This window comes from Chromobacterium sp. INPA-IVC (assembly GCF_059047085.1).
Window position 1 is genome coordinate 217,564 of the sequence record NZ_JBTNLS010000005.1, and the last position, 23,608, is coordinate 241,171.

The following is a 23,608-nucleotide window of genomic DNA, read 5'->3' on the forward strand; positions in this document are numbered from 1 at the left end:
CGGCGATGCGCATCAGCTCGGCAACGCTATATCAATCTGGCGTGAACAATATGTCGAACCTGCAGGCTCAGCTGGTTCAGGTGAACACGCAGATCGACTACCAGAAGCGCGTGGTCACCCCGTCGGACGACCCGGTCGCCGCCGCGCGCATCGAGCTGCTGAACACTTCCAGCGGCCAGAATACGCAATATAAAGCCAATACCCAGGCGGTGCAGAGCTGGTTGTCGTATTCCGATACCTCGCTGAAAAGCGCGATCGACCTGATGAATTCGCTGAAAGGCCAGGCGATCTATGCCGGCGACGGCGCCTTGTCCACCACGCAGCTGCAGGCGATTCAGAAGACGGTGAAGGAAGGCTTGTCTGAGCTGGTGGGCTACGGCAACGCGACCGACGGCAACGGCAGCTATCTATTCAGCGGCAATCAAATCAATACGCCGCCTTTTGCGCTGGATTTATCGAACAATCCGCCGACCATCGCCTACAACGGCGACGATGGCCAGCGCAGCGTGCAGGTCAGCGCCTCGCGGATCATGACGATTTCCGATCCGGGCAATACTGTATTCGGTTCATTGGCGAGCGGCGGCAGTCCCACCGCTGCTTTCGATTCGGTGATCAATCTGTACAATCTGCTGGGTCAGAATCCCAAGCCGGCCAATTTCTCGACGCAGATAAATAGCATCATCAATCAGATGAGCGATGCGACCCAGCAGATGAATATTGGCTTGGCGTCGGTGGGCGCGCGCGAGCAGGAAAACTCGAATCTGCAGAGCATGAGCGACAACCTGAACCTGCAGTACAACACCGGCATCAGCTCCTTGCAGGACCTGGATATGGCCCAGGCGATTTCCCAGTTCACCCAGACTCAGACTTCGCTGCAATACACGCAGAAGACCTATGCCCAGGTCGCGCAGTTGTCCTTGTTCAATTACATTTCCAGCTGATCCATCTCTTGAAAGAAAACGGGCCGCGTCGCGGCCCGTTTTCTTTTGCGCATTCCGGCGCGCTCAGCCCAAGCTGGCGGGCTCCACCACGATGCCGGCGCGCAGCCCAGGCTTCACCGAGGGGTTGGGGAACAGGATGCGCTCCTCGCCGCCGCTGGCCACGTAGCGGACATCGCCGTCCTCGGCGATCAGCATGCCGTCCGGCAGCACGGTGAAATTCTCGACGTCATCCGCAAGGTGCAGGCGAAAAGCCTCGCTGACTTTGATCAGATCGTATTTGGCGCGGAACAGGGGCAGTGCCGCCGCTTGCGCGTTGTTGTTGGCTGGTTCGGCGGACAACAGCGCGCGCAGCGCGCGGTCTATGCCGGAGAAGCGCGACAGATCGTTCTGGCCGAACGGACGCGCTTTGCCAAGTTCCAAGGTGAAGGCGTCGGCCTCGCAGCGGCGGCTGGTATGGTAGCTGAAGGTGTTGGCGGGCTGGCTGTGCAGCAGCACGGCCTCGATTCCGCATTGCCCCATCCAGGCCAGCTGCTCGCGATTGTGTGCGCGCTCGTGCAGGAAAGGGTAGATCGCGAACTTCTCGAACGCCGAGCCGCGGATGGCGGTATGGAGATCGTAATGCAGGCGGCGTCCGCGCGCCGGCGCGAAGAAGGCTTCGGCCAGCTTTTCCAGCTCCGCGGCGCGGCTCGCCTCAGGCAATCCGGCTTGCTTGGCATGGGCGCCGTTGAACAGGCGGTTCATGTCGTAGTTGCCGTAGCGGACGCCCTGCCGGATGGCGTCCAGGTTGGCGAACATCACCAGTAGGCGGCAGTTCAGCGCCAGCCGGCCTTCGGCGATGTCGCGCAGGATGCCGTCCACCACTTCGATGGGCGCGGTCTCGTTGCCGTGCACGCCGCAGGACAGCAATACCGAGTCGGCCTCGACGGCGCCGCCATTCAGCTCCACGCAGCCCGGCGCCAGCCAACGCGCGGCCAGGCCGTCGGCCAGCGGCCATTCGACGGGGGAGGTGGGGGCGGAAAGCGCGTGCTGCAGGAAGGATGGCGTGTGCGTCATGGCGTGGCGGTTCGCTTGGCGATGGATGATGTCTGATTGTAATCGCGGCTGCTTATCCGGTCATGTCGCGACGCGGCAGCAGGCGGCTGCGAGTGTTGCGGATCTGGTTAAAAAGCTTGTCGTTTGCGAAAAAACTGGCATGCTTGAGGAAGGGGCGGGAAGTGTCCGATGTCATGGCTGGGCCGGGCTCGCGCGCGCAATCCTTTGTTTTGCTTGCCTTGATTTTTCCGGCTGGCGGATGCTGTTTGGGAGCGGGGGCGGAGATCGATTCGGACGAATGCGAACGAGTACATTTTTTTACTTGTCAATCAGCGAGATGTTGTTACAATCCGCGCTCGTTTGCGCTATGCAACAACTGACAATTCATTCTGTTTCGCTCCGACATCCCAGGCCCACATAAAAGCTGTAGAGCCCGAAAGCCGTGCACTAAGGAGCGGGGTTATCCATCATAAGTTCTGAGAGGAAAACTCATGGCTTGGTCTGTGGCTGATAGCCGGAGCCTGTACGGCATCCGGCATTGGGGGGCTGGTTATTTCGATGTGGGCGACAACGGCAATATCGTCGTGCGTCCCAATGTGCGCCAGCGCAAGGAAATCGATCTGTATCGCCTGGTGAGCGATCTGGGCGGCAAAGGCCTGGATCTGCCCCTTCTGGTCCGTTTTCCGGACATTCTGCAGGATCGCGTGACCCGTCTGTGCGGCGCCTTCGACAAGGCCATCGCCGAGCAGGGCTACGGCAACCGTTATACCGCCATCTATCCGATCAAGGTCAACCAGCAGGAGGCGGTGGTCAAGAGCATCATCGCCACTCAGGATGTGTCCATCGGTCTGGAAGCCGGCTCCAAGCCGGAATTGATGGCGGTTCTGGCTTTGGCGCCCAAGGGTTGCACCATCGTCTGCAACGGCTACAAGGACCGCGAATTCATCCGCCTCGCGCTGATCGGCGAGCGTCTGGGCCACCAGGTGTTCATCGTGATCGAGAAGGAATCCGAAGTCGATCTGGTGATCGAGGAATCCCGCAAGCTGGAAGTGCGCCCGAATATCGGCCTGCGCGTGCGCTTGTCGTCGCTGGCGTCCAGCAAGTGGTCCGATACCGGCGGCGAGAAGGGCAAGTTCGGCCTGTCCGCCGGCCAGCTGATCTCGGCCACCGACAAGCTGATCGAGGCCGGCTTGGGCGACTGCGTGCGCCTGATGCACTTCCACATGGGCTCGCAGATCGCCAATATCGCCGATTACCGCCTGGGTTTCCGCGAAGCGATCCGCTATTTCGCCGAATTGCGCGCGCTGGGCCTGCCGGTCGACCACGTTGATGTCGGCGGCGGCCTGGGCGTCGATTACGACGGCACCCACTCGCGCAATGACAGTTCGATCAACTACGACATGGACGAATACGCCCATGTGATCGTGTCCATGCTGTCCGAATTCTGCGGCGAGAACGGCATTCCGCATCCGCGCATCCTGTCCGAATCCGGCCGCGCGATGACCGCCCACCACGCGGTGCTGCTGATGAACGTGACCGACGTCGAGCGTCTGCCCGATACGGTGGCGCCGATCGAGAACGCGGAAGAGCTGTCGCTGCCGCTGCGCAAGCTGGTGGAACTGGCCAACCTCAACGACGAGGAACTGGTCACCGAGATCTATTACCGCGCCAGCCACTGCGTGTCCGAAGTGAGCGAGATGTACGCCGAAGGCCGCCTGTCGCTGAAGGAGAAGGCGCTCGCCGAAGACCTGCACGCTACGCTGTGCCGCCGTCTGCACAACCAGCTGCAGGCCAGCCAGCGCTCGCAGCGCCAGGTGTACGATGAACTGACCGATCGCCTGGCCGACAAGTACTTCTGCAACTTCTCGGTATTCCAGAGCCTGCCGGATACCTGGGCCATCGACCAGGTGCTGCCCATCATGCCGGTGCATCGCCTGGCCGAGCAGCCGACCCGCCGCGCGGTGCTGCAGGATCTGACTTGCGACTCCGACGGCAAGCTGAAGCAGTACGTCGACCAGCAGAGCATCGAGTCCAGCATGTCGGTGCATGAGGTGAAGCAGGGCGACGAGTACTTGATCGCGGTGTTCCTGGTGGGTGCCTATCAGGAAATCCTGGGCGACATGCACAATCTGTTCGGCGATACCGACTCGGTCAACGTCTACGTCCGCGAAGGCGGCGAGCTGGAGGTTTCCGGCATCGAGGAGCATGACACCATCGAAGACATGCTGCGCTACGTGCACCTGTCGCCGGAGGACTTGATCAACCGCTACGAGGCCAAGACCCGCGAGTGCGATCTGAACCCGGAAGAGCGCAGCCTGTATTTCGCCGAGTTCTGCCGCGGCCTGAAGCAGTCGTCGTATCTGGCTGTCTGACTTTCGTCCTCGCCAGCATGAAAAAACCGGGCCTTGAGTCCGGTTTTTTCATATGGTTTTTATCGCGATAGTATGCTGTTCGCTTGGATGGCCCGGCGTGTTTGCCTATACCGGAACCACTTGCCTTGATGCCGAGTCCGGACGCTCCTGGGACGGCGGGGCAGGTAACCGATACAGGGAGTCGCCATGATGATTCGATTCAAGCAGCACGTTCTGCCGCTGGCGGTTTCGCTCGCGTTGGCCTTGGGCATCGCCTCTTGCGGGGGAGGCGGTTCTTCCTCCAGCTCTTCTTCATCCGGATCGCAGGCCTCGCTTGCCGGCACCGCCGCCAGCGGCGCGCCGTTCGCCGGCGCGACCATTACTGTGGTGGATGCCAACGGCAATACCGTCGGCACTGTCACAGCCGGCAGCGACGGCAGTTACACCATCAGCTACACGCCAGCCAATTTCACGCCGCCTTTCGTGATCACCGCCGTCGATCCCAGCGGGCAGATCAGCACCATGGTGTCGGTGCTGGCATCTCAGCCTGCCGCCGGCGGCAGCGCGGTAGCCAATGTGACGACGCTGACCACCGCTCAGGTGGCCTTGTTGACCAGCGATGGCAATCCTCTGGATGTAGTCAAGGGCAGCTCGACTTACCGCGCTGGAAATCTGAGCGCAATCACCGCCGGCAGTCTGCAAACAGCCGCGTCGCAATTGGCCCAGTCGCTGGGAAGCATCCTGCAAGGGGCCTCGGTTTCCAGCAGCGGCTTCGATCCTGTCGGCGGCAAGTTCGCCGCCAATGGCAGCGGCCTGGACGCAGTGCTGGATGCGGTGGTGTTGATATCCGGCGATGTCGGCGGCAATGGCGGCAGCAGCGCCGGCATGCAATTGGCTAGCAAATCCAACCCGGGCGTCGGCTTTCCTCTTAACAGCAATGCCGGTAGCGGCACGCCGCCCACGCTGTCCCCGCCGCCAGCCGGCATCTTCAGCGGCAGCGGCAGCCTGCCGGCTTTGCAGACATCGCTGCAGAATTGCATCAACAGCGGCAGCGCCGGCTCCAGCGCGTGCAGCGGCATGTTGGACGCCAGTTACCTGGATAGCGGCTATACCAGCCTGACCACAGAATTCCCGGATCTGGGCACGGCCTTGTCGCAAGGCAGCGCGGTGAAAGTGGCGCCTCCGCAGGTGCTGATGCTGTACAACCTGTCGTCCGGCAACAGCATCCAGGCTACGGTTAGCGGTTCGGGAAGCGGTATCAGCTATAGCAGCAATCTGCAATTCAGCGGCTCGCCCACGTATGCCCTGGTGAGGCTTCCCTTCCTGCTCAGCGACGGCACGCCCAGCGCGATATCGACGGTGGCGAAGAAGGGGAGCGGCGGCTGGGTGCTGTACGGCAACCAGAATCGCTACTCCGCTTTTGTCGAAACGCAGCTGAACCGCCGTTCCTTCGCGGATGCGACAGTGCCGGGAACCAGCACCGCCGAGGTGAATTTCTACGAAAGCGGCGTGGCTACCGTATTCAATCCAGCAGGGCCCAACGCTTCCAGCGTAAACAGCGTGCGGGTGCAAGGCCCAGGTTTGCCAAGCGCCGGCCTGTGGCTGGTGAAGTCCAGCGTCGCCGGGACGTCTAGCTTCCTGGCGATCGCCGGCACCCAGCCTGGCAGCGCGCCGACCAGCGCGGCCACTACAGGAAGCGATACGGCTCTGTTCCGCTGGTCCTGGATTCAGCAGAGCGGCTCCACTGCGCCCAATATACCAAGCAAGCCATACTATGCCGCCACGCCGTTCACTACGCCGTCCGCGCTGAATGCCGCCGTGCCGCCGTTCTCGGCGTATCTGTTCACTGTTTACGACGGAAGCGGCGCCATGCTGGGCTCATGCTCGGCAGTGAATCTGACGCCGGTGGTGCTGGCGGCGTCGGGGGGGAGGGTTCAGTGGAACAGTTTGGCGGCCAGCGTGATCAGCGGCTTCCTGACGCCTGGAGGGAGTTTGGCTGGGATGCAGAGCAGTGTGCCGGTCAGCTGGACCATCAATCCTCAGGCTTATCCGGTGGAGAATGTCGCGGCGCTAAGCGCCAACACCTCGGTGAATCCCAATGTCGGCGTGGATGGAACAGCTGTGGTGACGGGAGGTCCCAAGACCAGTGGCGTCACGGTGCCGGCACCGTCGGGATTCCAGTTTCAGGCCTTGACCGCCTCGGGCAGTAGCCGCCAAGTGCAGCTGAGAACCCACCAGCCGGATGGGCTGCGACTGTTCGATCAGACTATCTACCGCAATTGATCGACTCGGCCGGTGGTTTGCCGCCGGCGTGGTTGGATGTCGGGCGCTTCGGGGGAAGCGCCTTTTATTTTTCCTGCTCGCCGGCGGGCACGAAATAGAGGCTGGGGCCGTCGATGCCGGGCAAGTCCAGCGTGCGGTCGTAGACCAGGCCCAGTTTCTCCAATACCCGGATCGAGCCCTGATTATGCGGCGCGGTGATGCCCACCACGTAGTGGATATCCAGTCGTGCGCGTCCGTGCTCCAGGCAGGCGGCGCCCGCTTCGCTGGCGTAGCCGCGGCCCCAGTGGCGCGCCAGGAAGGCGTAGCCGATGTCGGGGTGGGGCAGGCTGTCGCGTTTGACCAGGCCGCAGATGCCAATCGGCTCGCCGCCGTCGCGCAGCGCCACCACCAGCAGGCCGTGGCCATGCTGGCGGTAGCTGGACTGCGGGCCTTTCTCGATGTAGTTGCGCGCGTCGGCCAGATCATGCACATCCTTGTCGCCGATATTGGCGAGAAAGGCAGGTTCGTTGACCAGCTCCAGGATGAAGGGGGCGTCGCTTTCCTGCAGCGGGCGCAGCAGCAGGCGCGGCGTTTCTATGTCTAGTGAGTGCACGGAATGAAGCTCTGGTGTGGGTGGGACAGGTTACAGTGTGCCAGCGGGCAGGGGCTTAGCCAATAAAAAAAGCCGCGGTTTTTGCCGCGGCTTTTCGGGTTGGAGCAGGGGTCAGCACTCGACGATGTTGACCGGCACTTCGATTACGTTGATCGCCAGGCCGCCGCGCGCGGTTTCCTTGTACTTGGTGCTCATGTCCATGCCGGTGTCGCGCATGGTCTTGATCACGCGGTCCAGCGACACGAAGTGCTGGCCGTCGCCGCGCAGCGCCATCCGCACCGCGTTGATGGCCTTCACCGAAGCCATCGCGTTGCGTTCGATGCAGGGCACCTGAACCAGGCCGCCCACCGGATCGCAGGTCAGGCCCAGATTGTGCTCCATGCCGATCTCGGCGGCGTTTTCAACTTGTTCCGGCGTGCCGCCCATCACTTCGCACAGCGCGCCGGCGGCCATCGAGCAAGCAGAACCCACTTCGCCCTGGCAGCCGACTTCGGCGCCGGAGATGGACGCGTTGAGCTTGAACAGGATGCCGATGGCGCCGGCGGTCAGCAGGAAGCGGACGATGCCGTCGTCGCTGGCGCCCGGCACGAAGCGGGAGTAGTAGTGCATTACCGCCGGGATGATGCCGGCCGCGCCATTGGTGGGGGCGGTGACCACGCGGCCGCCGGCGGCGTTTTCTTCGTTGACGGCCAGCGCGTACAGGTTGACCCAGTCCATCACTGTCAGCGGGTCGCGCATCGCGGCTTCCGGCGAGGCCAGCAGCTTGCGGTGCATGTCGGCGGCGCGGCGCTTTACCTTCATGCCGCCCGGTAGGATGCCTTCGCGCTCGCAGCCGCGCTTCACGCAGGCTTGCATCACGCTCCAGATGTTGAGCAGGCCGGCGCGCACTTCTTCCTCGCTGCGCCAGGACAGCTCGTTCTCCAGCATGATCTGGCTGATGCTCTTGCCGTGGCGCTGGCATAGCGCCAAGAGCTCGGCCGCGCTCTTGAACGGGTGCTTCAGCTCGGTGACGCCCGGCGGGACGAAGCCGGCGTCGATCGCCGCCTCATCCACCACGAAGCCGCCGCCCACCGAGTAGTAGGCGCGCTTGGACAGGCTTTCGCCGGCCGCGTCGAAGGCTTCGAAGATCATGCCGTTGGGGTGGTAGGGCAGGGTTTTCTTCTTGTGCAGGATCAGGTGCTCGCCTTCGACGAAATCGATCTCGCGCTTGCCCAGCAGCTTCAGTTTGCGCTGTTCGCGGATGGCGGCCAGCATGCCGTCCACGGCATCAGTGTCGATCAGGTCAGGCTGTTCGCCCTGCAGGCCCAGCAGCACGGCCACATCGGTGCCGTGGCCCTTGCCGGTGGCGCCCAGCGAGCCGAACATCTCGGCGCTGACGCGGACGGTGGCGTCCAGCTGGCCGTCCTTTTCCAGGCGGCTGATGAATTGGCGGGCGGCGCGCATCGGGCCCACGGTGTGGGAGCTGGATGGGCCGATGCCGATTTTGAACAGGTCGAAAACACTGATTGCCATGGTAATGCTTCTCTAAGGGAAATTCCCGGCTCGGGCCAGGTTGTTGTCGGGCGCCGCGAGGCGTCTCTTAGTTTGTATTGTAATGGTTGCCGGGCGAAGGTGCGCGGGCGGCGGATGATCGCGCCGCAGGCGAGCGGTCCGGCTGGCTCGTCGGCAGATTACCGCAGAGCGCAATCCCGCACCACCCTGTCGAGAATATGGTCTTATTTGGAATATGTCGTTGTTTTTTTAGGGAATGCGAGGGGGCTATGGGTGTGGCGCGAAGAGCGTCGTGGAACTGCAGTCAGAATGGTTGTCGTATTTTTGCCTATTGAATTTGAATGTCATTTTTGAAATTAAAATTCCACATTTTTTCATTTTTTGAAATTTATAATTTTTGAATTGCTAAATCTAGGGATTATCAATCCACTGCAGATTGATTACGTGTTTTTACGTAATTCGATTGTGTAAACAAATTGTTAACATTTAAGGTGAAATTTTAAACAAATTTAAACATTTACTCTAAATTATTCCCGCGATGAACTTTGCCTCCAAAGCCGCCCGCCTGGGCGGCTTGCTCTTTCCCGCATGGGTTTGCGCCGCCACCGTGCCGGACGCGGTGCTGCAACAGAACGACCAACAACTCCGCCACCAGCAGCAACAGCTGGAACAGCGCCGCCAGGAACTGCAGCAGCGCCCGGATGTGTTCTCCCCGTTGCCGGCTGCATCACCGCAGACGATTGTTCCCGCTCCTGATGCCCAACGCTGCTTTGCTCTGACGCGGGTGGCGCTGGAGGGCGCGCCGGCAGGCTGGCTGGCCTGGTTGCAGCCGCTGGCTGACGCGGGCTTGGCCGGCTGTGTCGATCTGGCGCGGATCAACAGCCTGGCGGCGGCGCTGACCAACGAAATGGTGGCGCGCGGCTTTGTCACCAGCCGGGTGTATCTGCCGGAACAGAACCTGCGCGGCGGCCAACTGCGGCTGGCGGTGGTGCCGGGCCGCATCCACGCGATCCGGCTGAAGGCGGGGGGCGGAGACATCGGCCTGCGCAGCGCTTTTCCGACCGGGCCGGGCGAACTCCTCAACGTGCGCGACCTGGAGCAGGGTCTGGAGCAGCTGGGCCGGGTGCCGGGCCAGCAGGCGACGATGGAACTGACGCCGGCCGACGCGCCGGGCGAGAGCGACGTGGTGGTGGATAGAAGCGGCGGCCGCTTGCTGTCCGGCCTGCTGTCGCTGGACGACTCCGGCCAGGATGCCACCGGCCGGCTGCAAAGCACCGGCAGTCTGACGCTGGGCGGCGCTACCGGCCTCAACGACGCGCTGTCGCTGTCCTGGAGCCAGGACGCCGAGCATCTGGCGCATCCGCTGAGCCAGTCGGCGTCGCTATCCTGGCTGCTGCCGCTGGGCAACTGGACCGGCTTCGTCAGCTACAGCGGTTTCGCCTACCACCAGACGGTGCAGGGGGTGAACCAGAGTTTCACCTCCAGTGGCCATAGCCGCAACACGCTGCTGTCGTTGTCGCGGCTATTGCGGCGCAATCAGAGCGGCAAGACCGAGTTGAAGTTGAGCCTGACGCGCAAGGCGTCGCGCAGCTTCGTCGAGGACGCCGAGGTGGCGCAGCAGCGGCGCGATCTGACCATCGCCGGGCTGGAGCTTAGCCATCGCCAGTACCTGGGCGAGGCGGTGCTGGACGCGTCCTTCGGCTATCAGCGCGGCATCGGCGCCTGGGGCGCGCAGCCGGATGCGCTGGCGGCGCAGGGCGGCCCGACGGCCCGCTACGAGCTGTACCAGGGCCGGCTGGCGCTGCAGCTGCCGCTGCGCATTGCGTCGCAGACGCTGCGCTGGAGCAGCGAGTTGCGCGGCCAGTACAGCCCGGACCTGCTTATGTCCAGCGAGCAGTTCGCCATCGGCGGCCGCGGCAGCGTGCGCGGCTTCAATACCAGCACGCTGGTGGGGCAGAGCGGCTATTACCTGCGCAACGAGCTGAGCTGGCCGCTGCCGCCGGCAGGTCCGCTGGTGCTGGAGCCCTATCTGGGGCTGGACGCCGGCCAGATCGCCCGCCCGGCCTATGACATCGGTCCGGACCGCAGCCTGTCTGGCTGGGCCGCCGGCCTGCGCATGAGCCTGAGCGGCCGTCTGTCCGCCGAACTCACCCACGAACGCGCGCTGCACCAGCCGCAGGGCTGGGATCGTCCCGCCATCACCCATTTCTCGATCACTGCGCAGTGGTGAACCCGCTGCCCCGACCCGTCTTGTTGAGCTGACATCATGAACAAACACCTTTATCGGATCATCTTCAACCAATCCCGCGGCCAACTGATGGTGGTGCAGGAAGACGCCAGCGGACAGGGCAAGGGCAACGGCGCGGAAGGCATCGCCGCCACGCTGGAGGCGGCGTGCCGGGCGTTTTCGCTGCGGCTGAGCGTGCTGCTGATCGGCCTGGGGTTGGGCAGCAGCGCCTTGGCGGCCGATATCGTCGCCGATCCGCATGCCGTGGCCGACAAGCAGCCGGGCGTGATCCAGTCGGCCAACGGCCTGCCGGTGGTGCAGATCGCCGCGCCCACCGCCGCTGGGGTGTCACATAACCAGTACCAGCAATTCAATGTCGGCCCGGGCGGCGCGCTGCTCAACAACAGCGCCACCATCGTCAACACGCAATTGGCCGGCTACATCAGCGGCAACGCCAATCTGAAGAATGGCAGCGCCCGCATCATTCTCAATGAAGTGACGCAACCGAACCCGTCGCAGCTGCGCGGCTACCTGGAAGTGGCCGGCCAGCGCGCGCAGGTGGTGATCGCCAACCCCTGGGGCATCAGCTGCAGCGGCTGCGGCTTCATCAATACCCCGCAAATCACGCTGACCACTGGCGTGCCGCAGTTGAACGCGCAGGGCGCGCTGACCGGCTACCAGGTGGCCGGCGGCCGCGTCAGCATCGACGGCGCCGGCCTCAACGCGGCCAACGTGGATAGCTTCGCCATCATCAGCCGGGCGGTGTCGATCAACGCCAACCTATACGCGCAGAAGCTGGATCTGGTGCTGGGCCGCAACCAGGTGGACGCCGCCACGCTGGCGGCCCAGCCGCTGGCCGGCAGCGCGGCGGACGCCCCGGCCTTCGCGCTGGATGTGGCGCAGCTGGGGGGCATGTACGCCAACGCCATCAAGCTGGTGGGCACCGAGAAGGGCGTCGGCGTCAACCAGCTGGGCACCATGGCGGCCCAGGCCGGAGATCTGCAGCTGACCAGCGCCGGCGACCTGATCCTGCGCGGCCAGACTCACAGCCAGCAGAACCTGATCCTGCGCGCCGACGGCCAATTGCGGCACGACGGCGTCACCCGCGCCGAAGGCAATCTCCAGGCCGATATCGCCGGCCAGACCACGCTGCATCAGACGCTCAGCGCCGGCGGCGACCTGACGTTGAACGCCGGCTCGATGCAGGGTGACGGCGCGCTGGCAGCCGGGGCCCAGGCCGACGGCAAGCTGACCGACCACGGCCGGCTGGCGGTGACCAGCGCCGGCATGCTGCAGCACAGCGGCCAGCTGCTGGCCGGCGGCGATGTCAGCCTGCAAGCCGGCGCTGCCGATCTGTCCGGCGCCGTCGTCAGCGCCAGCCACGGCGCGTTGGACATCCGCGCCACTGGCGACGTGAACGCGCAACAGGCCCGGCTGAGCGCCGCCGGCGCTGCCAAACTCACCATCGATGGTCAGTTCGACAACCGTAGCGGCCAGCTCGCAGCCGCCCAGGTGGACCTGCAGCTGGGCGCGCTGGACAACCGCCAGGGCAAGATCGTGCAGACCGGGCAAGCTGACTCGGCCTGGCGCATCAGCGGCCAGACCGACAACCGCCAGGGCCTGCTCGCCAGCGCCGGCCACGACCTGAAGCTGCAAAGCGGCAATCTAGACAACCGCGGCGGGCAGATCAGCCATGCCGGCGCCGGCGCGTTGCGCCTGAGCGCCGACGCGCTCGACAACCGCGAACAAGGCCGCATCGCCAGCGACGGCCGGTTGGATGCGCAGGCGGCGCAACTGGACAACCGCCAGGGGCGGCTGGCCGGCGTCCAGTCGGCATCCGTCGACGCGCGCCAGCAACTGAATAACGACGGCGGCGTGCTGGGCAGCGACGGCAAGCTAGATCTGAGCGCCGGCGCGCTCGACAACGGCGGCGGCTTGATCCAGTCCGGCAAAGATCTACAGTTGAGCGCATCGAGCCTGACCAACGCCTACAAGGGCCAGATTCTGGCGTTGGGCAAGGACGCGGCCAGTGCCGTCGATGTAGAGGGCGAGCTGCGCAACCAGGGCAAACTGGCCGGCAACGCCGACCTGACCGTCAACGCGGCGACGATAGACAACGCCAAGGGCACCTTGCAAGCCGCCAGCCATCTGGAACTGTCGAAACAATCCAGCTTGATCAATGATGGCGGCCATATCGCCGGCCAGAGCTTGACGCTGAAGGCCGACTCGCTTAGCAACCAGGCTGGCGAGATCTACGCCCAGCAGCAGCTGACGAGCCAATTGAAGACCCTCGACAATACCAAGGGCAGTGTCATTGGCGGCCAGGGCGTCGACCTCACTGTCAACACCCTATTGCACAACGACGGCGTACTGGGCAGCGACGGCCAGGTCAAACTCACGACTGGCAAATTGGAGAACGCCGCCGGCACCATCCAGTCTGGCAAGGATTTGCAATTGACTGCCGCGTCTCTGACCAACGCCGACAAGGGCCAGATCCTGGCGTTGGGCAAGAACATTACCAGCCAGGTCGACGTCAGCGGCGAGTTGAGCAACCAAGGCAAACTGGCCGGCAACGCCGACCTGACCGTCAACGCGGCGACGATAGACAACGCCAAGGGCACGCTGCAAGCCGCCAGTCATCTGGAGCTGAGCAAGCAAACCAGCCTGACCAATGACGGTGGCCATATCGCTGGCCAGAGCCTGAAACTGAATGCCGACTCGCTGAGCAACCAGGCCGGCGAGATCTATGCCCAGCAGCAGCTGATGAGCCAACTGAAGGCCCTCGACAATACCAAGGGCAGTGTCATTGGCGGCCAGGGCGTCGATCTCACCGCCAGCACCCTGTTGCATAACGACGGCGTGGTGGGCAGTGATGGCCAGGTCAAACTGACGGCTGGCAAGCTGGAGAACGCCGCCGGCACCATTCAGTCCGGCAAGGACTTGCAGCTTAGCGCGTCGAGTCTGACCAACGCCGATAAGGGCCAGATTCTGGCGTTGGGCAAGGATGTGGCGAGCACGGTGGATGTCAGCGGCGAACTGCACAACCAGGGCAAGGTAGCCGGCAACGCTGATCTGACCGTCAACGCGACGACGATAGACAACGCCAAGGGCACGCTGCAGGCGGCCAGCCATCTGGAACTGTCCAAACAAAGCAGTCTGACTAACGACGGCGGCCATATCGCTAGCCAGAGTTTGAAGCTGAACACCGACACCCTCAGCAACCAGGCCGGTGAGATCTACGCCCAGCAGCAACTCAGCAGCCAACTGAAGACGCTGAACAATAGCCAAGGCAGCCTGATCGGCGGCCAGGGCGTCGATCTCACCGTCAGTACCTTGCTGCACAACGACGGCGTGGTGGGTAGCGATAGCCAAGTGAAGCTGACTGCCGGCAAGCTGGAGAACGCCGCCGGCATCATCCAATCCGGCAAGGATTTGCAACTGATCGCATCGTCGCTGACCAATGCTGACAAAGGCCAGATTCTGGCGCTAGGCAAGGACGCTGCCAGCACCATCGATGTCAGCGGCGAACTGCATAACCAGGGCAAGCTGGCCGGCAATGCCGACCTGACCGTCAACGCGGCGACGATAGACAATGCCAAGGGCACGCTGCAAGCGGCCAGCCATCTCGACCTGTCGAAACAATCCAGCTTAATCAACGATGACGGCCATATCGCTGCCCAGAGCCTGAAACTGAATGCCGACTCGTTCAGCAATAAGGGTGGTGAACTATATGCCCAAGGCCAACTGAGCAGCCAACTGAAGACCCTAGACAACAGCCAGGGCAGCCTGATCGGTGGCCAGAGCGTCGATCTTACCGTCAGTAGCCTACTGCATAACGACGGCGTGATCGGCAGCGACGGCCAAGTGAAGCTGAGCGCCGGTACGCTGGAGAATGCGTCCGGCACCATCCAGTCCGGCAAGGACCTGCTACTGACTGCCGCCTCCCTGACCAACGCCGACAAAGGCCAGATCCTGGCGCTGGGCAAGGATGCGGCGAGCCGGGTGGATGTCAGCGGCGAGCTGCACAACCAGGGCAAGCTGGCCGGCAACGCTGATCTGACCGTCAACGCGGCGACGATAGACAACGCCAAGGGCACCTTGCAGGCGGCTAGCCATCTGGAGCTGAGCAAGCAAAGCAGCTTGACCAACGATGGCGGCCATATCGCTGGCCAGAGCTTGAAACTGAATGCCGATAGCCTGAGCAACCAGGCGGGTGAGATCTATGCCCAGCAACAGCTGACGAGCCAACTGAAGACCCTCGACAATACCAAGGGCAGCCTGATCGGTGGCCAAGGTGTAGACCTCACCGCCAGCACTCTGTTGCATAACGACGGCGTTGTCGGCAGCGATGGCCAGGTCAAGCTCAACGCCGGCGCGTTGGAGAACGCCGCCGGCACCATTCAGTCCGGCAAAGACTTGCAGCTCACGGCTAACAGCCTTACCAATGCCGACAAGGGTCAGATCCTGGCCCTAGGCAAAGACGCGGCGAGCAAGGTGGATGTCAGCGGCGAGCTGCACAATCAGGGCAAGCTGGCCGGCAACGCCGACCTGACTGTCAACGCAGCCAGCATCGATAACAGCAAGGGTACGCTGCAAGCGGCTGCAGGTTTGAGTCTGACGAAGCAAACCAGCCTGACCAACGATGGCGGCCATATCGTCGGCCAACGCTTGAAGCTGAACGCCGACTCGCTAAGCAACCAGGCCGGCGAAATCTACGCCCAGCAGCAACTCACCAGCCAACTGAAGACCCTCGACAACAGCAATGGCAGCTTGATTGGCGGCCAGGGCGTTGATCTTACCGCCAGCACTCTGTTGCACAACGACGGCGTGGTCGGCAGCGACGGCCAGGTCAAGCTCAACGCCGGCGCGTTGGAAAACGCCGCCGGCACCATCCAGTCCGGCAAGGACCTGCAGCTCACGGCTAACAGCCTGACCAACGCTGACAAGGGCCAGATCCTGGCGTTGGGCAAAGACGAGGCGAGCACTGTTGATGTCAGTGGCGAGTTGCATAACCAAGGCAAGCTGGCCGGCAACGCCGACCTGACTGTCAACGCAGCCAGCATTGACAACGCCAAGGGCACCTTGCAAGCGGCCAGCCACCTGGAGCTGAGCAAGCAAAGCACGCTCACCAACGATGGCGGCCACATCGCCGCCCAAGGTCTGAACTTGAAGACCGACACCCTCAGCAACCAGTCCGGGGACATCCGCCAGATTGGCGCCGGCGAGGCCAAGCTGAAGATCGGCCAGGCCTTCCACAACCAGCAGGGCCAGTTGTTGAGCAACGGTGGCTTGACGCTGGATGCCGGCCAGCTCGACAACCGCCAGGGCACGCTGGGCAGCCAGGGCGCGCAGGCACTGACCGTGCGGCAAGACCTGAACAATCAGGGCGGCACGCTGGCCAGCGGCCAGACGCTGGCGTTGACCTTGCAGGGCGCGTTGGACAACCAGAAGGGCACAGTGCAGGGCGACAGCCTGCAACTGAATGCCGCCAGCCTGGACAACCGCGGCGGCGGCATCAAGACGCTGGGCGTCGGCGACAGCCGGATCCAGCTGGATGGCAAGCTGGACAACTCTACCGCGGGCACGCTGGCCGCCAACGGCAATCTGACGCTGACCGCCAATCAGCTGGACAACAGCGGCAGCGTGCTGCAAAGCGCCGCCAAGCTGGATGTCCAACTGAAGCAGGACGCGCAAAACGGCGGCGGCACGTTGCAGGCGGGCCAGCTGAAACTCAGTGCCGCCAGCCTGGGAAACCAGCATGGCCAGATCGGCCAGGCTGGAGAGGGGCAGGCTACGCTGGCCATCAGCGGCCAGATCGACAACAGCAAGCAGGGCAAGATCACCTCCGGCGGCCAACTGCAAGTGACCGCAGGCGACCTCAACAACAACCAGGGCGTGCTGAGCAGCCAGGGCGACCTGACCCTGCGCGGCAGCTCGTTGAACAATCAGCAGGGCACGCTGGGCAGCAACGGCTCGCTGACGCTGAACGCCGGCAGCCTGGACAACAGCGGCGGCCTGCTGCAAGCCGGCCAGACGCTGCAATTGGACAGCGGCAGCCTGCGCAACGCCGGCGGCAAGGTGCTGGCGCTGGGCGTTGGCGACAGCCGGCTGACCGTGACCGGCCAACTGGCTAACGGCGGCCAGATCGCCGGCAACGGCAACTGGCAGCTGAAAGCGCAGGGTCTGGACAACGGCGGCGGCAGCATTTACGGCCAGCGCAACCTCGCCATCGACACCGTGTCGCTGGCCAACGCCGGCAGTCTGCTGGCCGGACAAGACCTGTCGCTGAAGCTGCAGGGCGACTTCGTCAACGCCGCCGGCACCCAGCTGCAAGCCAACCGCAACCTCAGCGTCAGCGCCAGCGGCAACCTGGTCAACAACGGCCAGCTGCAAAGCAGCGGCAACCTCAGCCTGACGGGCGTCAACTGGACCAACAACGGCAGCGTCAACATCGGCGGCACGCTGAGCACCCAGCTCAGCCAGAGCCTGGTCAATGCCGGCAGCCTGGGCGCGGGCGCGCTGGACATTCATGCCGCCAGCCTCAGCAATGCCGCCTCCATCACTGCTGGCGACATTTCCATCCAGGCAGGCAGCCTGGATAACAGCGGCGGCAAGGCGCTGCTGGCCTCGGCCGGGGGCATGGCGCTGAATATCGGCGGCACTTTGAATAACCATGATGGCGCCTGGTTATACAGCCAGGGCGATATGCGGATCGGCCAAGCTGGCGCGGCGGTGGGGCAGGTGGTGAATCACATCGCGACTTTGCAGTCGGATGGGAATATGTTTATTGAGGCGGGGAGGGTGAGTAATGAGTCGAATCAGGTAAGTGTTCAGCAAGTGGCAAGTCAAACTGTTGAGACTAAGCCATTGCAAAAATTCTTTGATTATTGGTGTGAGCATCCTGCAACTTATGGGTGTGGAGGGTTGTATCAAAATATATGGCGTACCGTTGGGACAACCTATATCACAAGCAAGACGGTTGCCGATATTGCTAGCACATCAGCTACATCAGCGAAAATGCTGGTGGGAGGTGATTTAAATGTAATTTCGAGTGATTTTTTAAATAAGTATAGTAATGTATCAGTTGGTCAGCGGCTAAATCTTAGTTCTGGGTTGGCGATTAATAATGTTGGACAGAATTTATATAGTTCAACTGTGGTTGAGACCAGAAATCATTATGATGACCCTAAGAATGGGTCTGATAATTACTCAGTTCAAAACCTGTCGCCTATTCAAATTGGAAGCTTGGATGCTACAGTTAGCGCAGGTAAAAGTTTAAGCCTGCAAGCCCCCGCCATCGTCAATGGCAAGGACGCGGTACGGGTGAATGTGTCCACGGTGGCCAGCAATGTCGTCAATAACCAGTCGGCGGTAAGTCAGACCCAAGGGCAGGCGGTCAACGGCGCCGGCCAGCAGTCCGCGGTGACGGGCCTGGCCTTGCAGGGCAGTGTCGGTCAGGCGCAAGGCGCGCAACTGAACGGCGCTCTATCCAGCGTGGCGGGACAAGCTTTGGGTGGGACGGCGACGCAGGGCGAGGTGGGCAAGACCTTGCAGGGCGCGGTGGGCCAGGCGGAGGGCGCGCAGTTGAGTGGCGCGCTGTCCGGCGCGGATGGCCAGCGCTTGAAGAACGGTACGGTCGATGCCGCCGCGGGCGGTCAGTTGGCCAAGGCCTATCCGCCGGCGCCGGCCAACCAGCAGGTGACCTTATCCGCCGGCGGCGCCAAGGCCGGCAACCCGGTGGAGAAGGGCTACGCCGTGCCGGATAACGGCCTGTTCCACGCCAAGCCGGCGCCGCAGCAGCCGTATCTGGTGGAAACCAATCCGCAGTTCACCCAGTACAACAACTTCGTCTCGTCCGATTATCTGCTCAAGCAGCTGAATTACGACCCGAGCAAGGTGGAGAAGCGTCTGGGCGACGGCTTCTACGAACAGCAGCTAGTCACCCGCGCCGTCACCGACATGACTGGCAAGCGCTTCCTGTCCGGCTACGGCAGCGCGATGCAGCAATACCAGCAGTTGATGAGCAACGGCGCGCAGTACGCCAAGCAGTTCCAGCTGACGCCGGGCATGGCGCTGACGGCCGACCAAATGGCCAAGCTGACGTCCGACATGGTGTGGCTGGTGAAGCAGAATGTGGGCGGCCAGGACGTGCTGGTGCCCATGGTCTATCTGGCCAATGCCGATCAAAAGTCTCTGCGCGGACAAGGCGCGGTATTGGCCGGCAACAGCATGAGCCTGTTGGCCAGCGGCGATCTGGTCAACACCGGCACGCTGAAGTCCGACACCACGCTGCTGGCGCAGGCCAACAATATCCGCATCGAAGGCGGCAAGGTGCAGGCCGGCGGCGACTTGGGCCTGCTCGCCGCGCAGAACCTGACCATTACCGACGACAGCCAGCACAGCCAGGCCGGCAGCAGCGTCAAGGCCGGCGGCGACTTGCAGCTGCAGGCGGGCAATGATCTGAAACTGCAGGCGGCGACCATCGACGCGGCCGGCAACGCCAGCCTGCAGGCAGGGCATGATCTGGACATCGCCAGCCGTGAAACCCGTTACGACCTGGGCGGCGGCAACCGCTACAGCAGCTATCAATACCAGCAGGCGGACCACGTCGGCAGCCAGCTCAATATCGGCGGCAGCCTGGCGCTTGCCGCCGGCAACGACCTGACCCTGTCCGGCAGCGCTGCCAAAGCAGGCGGCAGCGTGCTGGCCAGCGCCGGCGGTAGCCTGACCATGGCGTCCACGCTGGACAGCAAGCACGGCGCGGGCAGTTGGTGGGGTGGCGGCTACGATACGCTGAGCCAAACCCATAACGCCTCGTTGCTGCAAGGCGGCGGCGATGTATTGTTGAAAGCCGGCGGCGACCTGAGCCTGATCGGCTCCTCCGCGCAATCCACCGGCGGTGGCCTGACGGCCCTGGCCGGCAAGCAGCTGACCGTGCAGAGCGAGGTCAATACCCAGCACGACATCGGCTACAGTTGGGGCAACAGCCACAATTGGCAAACCGACAGCCTGACCGTGGCCGGCCTGGCCGGCAAGGGCGACTTGCAACTGCGCGCCGGCGGCGACGCGCTGCTGAACGGCGCCAGCCTGGCCAGCGGCGGCAAGTTGGTCCTATCCGCAGGCAATGATATCCGGCTGGGAGCGGTGGCGACGGAAAGCCGCAACGACAATACCTGGGGCGAGACCATCCGCAACAACTACGACCTCACCCAGCACGGCACCGCCGCGCATGGCGAAGGCGGATTGATCCTGCAGGCGGGGCGCGACATCTCCACCCAAGCCGCCAGCCTGACCAGCAACGGCCAAGAAGCGCTGGTGGCCGGGCGCGACGTCACGCTCGGCAGCGCCGAGGAGCGGCACAGCGACTACAGCAAGACCGTGCACCACTCCAGCGGCTGGTTCAGCAGCAGCACCACCACCGACATCGTCGCCCACGACAGCACGCACGAAGCCGGCAGCACGGTATCGGCCGACACGCTGATCCTCAAAGGCCAGCGCGATATCAATATCCACGCCAGTCAGGTGGCGGGCAGCGGCGACGTGACGCTGGACGCCGGCCGCAACCTCAATATCACTTCCGGCACCGATACCAGCCGCCTGTTCCAGTACCACAAAGAGGAGACCTCCGGCCTGTTCTCCGGCGGCGGCCTGGGTTTCACCATCGGCAGCAAGGAGTTGACGCAGCAGATGGACGGCGCGGGCACCACTCAGAGCCAGAACCGCAGCCTGGTGGGCAGCATAGGCGGCAACCTGAACATCAAGACCGGCGACACCCTCACCTTGCAGGGCAGCGATGTCACCGCCGGCGGCAATCTGCTGCTGGACGCCAAGAAGCAGAACCTGGACGTGGCGGTGGACACCTGGCACAGCGTGCAAAAGACCGTCAGCAAGTCCAGCGGCCTGACGCTGCAGCTCACCAGCCCGCTGATCAACGGCTTGCAGGCGATGGAGTCCGCCACCGAAACCGCGCTCAAGAGCAAGGACGACCGCGTCAAGGCGCTGTCCACCGCCACCGCCGCGCTGGCCGGCTACAACAGCTACACCGCCTACCAGCAAGCGATGAGCGACGCCGGCCAGAAGACCAAGGGCGGCATCAAACTGAGCCTGATGATTGGCGGGAGCCGCAGCGAAAGCACGACCGTTAGCGACAGCCATAACGAAAGCGGCAGCCTGCTCAAGGCCAGCGGCAATGTGATGGATCTGGCGCATGGCGCGGGCAAGGACAGCACCATCACCGCCAAGGGCGCGCAGTTTATCGCCGGCAAAGACCTCACCCTGCAGGCCGAAGGCGACATCACCCTGTTGGCGGCCAAGAGCGCCAGCAGCGAGCACACCACCAGCAGCGCCAGCAGTGGCGGGGTGGGTGTCATGATCGGCTTCGAGAAAGACAAGCCCAAAGGCGGCATCACCGCCAATGTCAGCCTCAGCCGCGGCCACGTGGATGGCAACAGCAGCCAGTACCAGCTGAGCGAACTGAATGCCGGCGGCAAGCTGAACCTGCAGTCCGGCGGCAACTTCACGTTGCAGGGTATCGCCAGCGGCCAGCAGGTGATGGGCGATATCGCCGGCGACCTCAAGATCGATAGCCTGCAGGACAGCAACACCTACCACAGCCTGAATCAATCGATCAGCGCCGAAGGCACTTATAACGGCAGCTTCAGCGGCTCGGTCAGCCTCAGCCAGCAAAAAATGGACGCTGACTATGCCAGCGTGCAGCGCCAGTCAGGCATCCAGGCCGGAGACGGCGGCTTTCAGTTGACGGTGAAGGGCACCACTGCCTTGAACGGAGCGGCAATCGCCAGCACCGACAAGGCGGCGCGGGACGGCAAGAACAGCCTGCAAACCGGCGCGTTGGTGCTGAAGGACATCGACAACCATGCCGATTTCACCGCCAGCAGCGTCAGCATCAGTGTCGGTACCGACGGCGTAGGGGGAGGCTTGCCGATGCAGGCCTCCGACCACGACAACAGCACCACCCGCGCCGGCATCAGCGCCGGCAGCCTGACCATCACCGACAATGCGCTACAACAGGCCCAAACCGGCCAAACGGCCACTCATGCCGCGTCCTCGGCCAACCGCGATGTCAGCACCGGTCGAGACGGCAGCGGCAAGCTGGCCAACAACTTCAACGCCAGCGAAGTGCAGGGCCTGTTCGACGCCGCCAACGCGCTGAACCAGCAGGTGGGGACATTCATCTCCAACAAGATGGAAGCAGCCAAGGCGGCGAAAGAGGAGTTGAAACAGGCAGAAGATCGCGGCATGTCGAAGGATAGCGACGAGTACCATAAGCTTCAGCAGGCTGCTATCGATACCGAGGCCGATGCCGCCAAGTGGGCTCCCGGTAGTAAAAATGGCCAAGTGACGACAGCTATTCTGGCCGGCATCACCGGCAATCTGGCCAATGGGTTATCCGGCATGGCGCAGAATGCGGGCTTGGCATACTTGCAGGGAATGGGCGCGCAGGAGGTAAAAGCTTATTTGCAGGGCCTCAGCAACCATGGCATGCCGGAAGGACAAACGGAAGCCTTGCGCACGGTGATGCAGGCGGCAGTAGGCTGCGCTGGGGCTGCGGCAAGCGGACAAAACTGCGGAGCGGGAGCTGCTGGCGGAGCGTCAGCTGTGGCTCTGAACAATGCCTTGAATGTGCTGCAGCATCTCAAGCCAGAAGACATGAATGCCGAGCAGAAGGCGGACCGAGAGAACTTGGTCAATGCGTTGGTGACCGGTGCGGCGGTGGGAACGGGAGGCGCTTCGACAGCCGCGGCGACGGTGAATGCTGCAAAGACTGAGATGGAACACAACTCTTTACTTCTGGGCTTGGGCGAGGGATTCCAAGTTTTGGAGGCCGGTTCTGCTCTCAATGCGAGGCTGCCGGGTAAAAACACCACTAAAATAGACACTGAATTGGATGGTAAGCCAAGCTCGGCAGAGAAGATTGATAAATGGCTTAAAGATACTTGGGATGGTGCGGTTGAGGCGAAAAATAAGCCTGGGGAGTTTGCTGATTGGGTTTTGGAAGGTTTTGGTATAACAAAGCCATTGGATCCAAATATTTACAAAGATCCTCCGGTACAAGGAGCTGAGCCTGGTGATAAGACTAAAGGGAGGTCAACTTTGTGGGAAAAGCCTGGTGGGATTGATGAGGCTAATAAAGATTTTGATCATTTACAACCAAGTAATGTGCGAGTCCTCCCAAATGGGATGAGGGTAGGTACATTGGGGGATGGTAGAACTGTGATTGTTCGAGAGAAGAGCTCTGACGGGCGACCTACGCTAGAGATTCAGCAAGGAAAAAGCAAAGAAAAGGTGAGGTATGGCCATGATTAAATGCTCGAGATTGATTGATGGGGTTTTTTCGTTGGATATGCTCGTTGATAGAGGGGGAGTTCTGCAGCTTCATCTTTGTAGGCGGGAGGAGCGAGTTTTAATCTCTTTCAACTCTTATCTAAGTTATAGAAAAAGTGATGAGGGAGATGTTTTGAAAACTTTAGAAGAGATTGATTCTGTAAGTAAGTTGGGTGGGATGCTGTATGAGGTTGAGAATTCAGATTATCTTCAATGGTTTTTAGATCAGTCATATGGGATTAGAAGTGATGCGAAGCAGTATCTGGTTTTAACATCCAATGATGTAGTTGAGGTAATCTGTTTGGAAAATCCAGATGTAGAGTTTATGAGTGAATTACCCTAGTCC

General features: G+C 62.4%; 9 protein-coding genes. 6 read left to right on the forward strand and 3 right to left on the reverse strand.

Annotated elements, in window-relative coordinates:
* The first annotated feature begins 5 nt into the window (after positions 1–5).
* On the forward strand, positions 6–941 hold the full coding sequence (flgL, locus tag ACX17K_RS10790) for a flagellar hook-associated protein FlgL (protein ID WP_493774784.1): 936 nt from the start codon (positions 6–8) through the stop codon (positions 939–941).
* Between the two features lie 63 nt (positions 942–1,004).
* On the opposite strand, the gene astE is transcribed toward flgL, so the two are convergent.
* Positions 1,005–1,994, reverse strand: a complete 990-nt coding sequence (astE, locus tag ACX17K_RS10795) for a succinylglutamate desuccinylase (RefSeq protein ID WP_493774785.1) — start codon at positions 1,992–1,994, stop codon at positions 1,005–1,007.
* 470 nt (positions 1,995–2,464) lie between these two features.
* Between astE and speA the strand changes: the two genes are divergently transcribed.
* Together speA and ACX17K_RS10805 are read left to right on the forward strand one after the other, a co-directional pair.
* Complete coding sequence (gene speA / locus ACX17K_RS10800) at positions 2,465–4,345, forward strand: arginine decarboxylase (RefSeq protein WP_493774786.1); 1,881 nt, start codon at positions 2,465–2,467, stop codon at positions 4,343–4,345.
* Positions 4,346–4,531: 186 nt separating this feature from the next.
* On the forward strand, positions 4,532–6,607 hold the full coding sequence (locus ACX17K_RS10805; protein ID WP_493774787.1) for an Ig-like domain-containing protein: 2,076 nt from the start codon (positions 4,532–4,534) through the stop codon (positions 6,605–6,607).
* Positions 6,608–6,671: 64 nt separating this feature from the next.
* Here the strand turns inward: ACX17K_RS10805 and ACX17K_RS10810 are convergent, their stop codons facing one another.
* Together ACX17K_RS10810 and ACX17K_RS10815 are read right to left on the reverse strand one after the other, a co-directional pair.
* Positions 6,672–7,199 (reverse strand): GNAT family N-acetyltransferase, encoded by a 528-nt coding sequence (locus ACX17K_RS10810; RefSeq protein ID WP_493774788.1) that lies wholly within the window; start codon positions 7,197–7,199, stop codon positions 6,672–6,674.
* 111 nt (positions 7,200–7,310) lie between these two features.
* On the reverse strand, positions 7,311–8,711 hold the full coding sequence (locus ACX17K_RS10815) for an L-serine ammonia-lyase (RefSeq protein WP_493774789.1): 1,401 nt from the start codon (positions 8,709–8,711) through the stop codon (positions 7,311–7,313).
* A gap of 517 nt (positions 8,712–9,228) precedes the next feature.
* On the opposite strand from ACX17K_RS10815, the gene ACX17K_RS10820 reads away from it, so the two are divergent.
* From ACX17K_RS10820 to ACX17K_RS10830, 3 genes are read left to right on the forward strand one after another with little or no spacing between them, the layout of a single operon-like run.
* Entirely contained in the window at positions 9,229–10,920 is a 1,692-nt protein-coding gene (locus tag ACX17K_RS10820) for a ShlB/FhaC/HecB family hemolysin secretion/activation protein (protein WP_493774790.1), read from the forward strand.
* Positions 10,921–10,956: 36 nt separating this feature from the next.
* Positions 10,957–23,244, forward strand: coding sequence for a two-partner secretion domain-containing protein (locus tag ACX17K_RS10825; RefSeq protein WP_493774791.1), 12,288 nt, complete (start codon positions 10,957–10,959; stop codon positions 23,242–23,244).
* Positions 23,231–23,605, forward strand: coding sequence for a hypothetical protein (locus ACX17K_RS10830; RefSeq protein WP_493774792.1), 375 nt, complete (start codon positions 23,231–23,233; stop codon positions 23,603–23,605). The genes ACX17K_RS10825 and ACX17K_RS10830 overlap by 14 nt, the downstream gene beginning before the upstream one ends.
* Positions 23,606–23,608 lie beyond the last annotated feature (3 nt).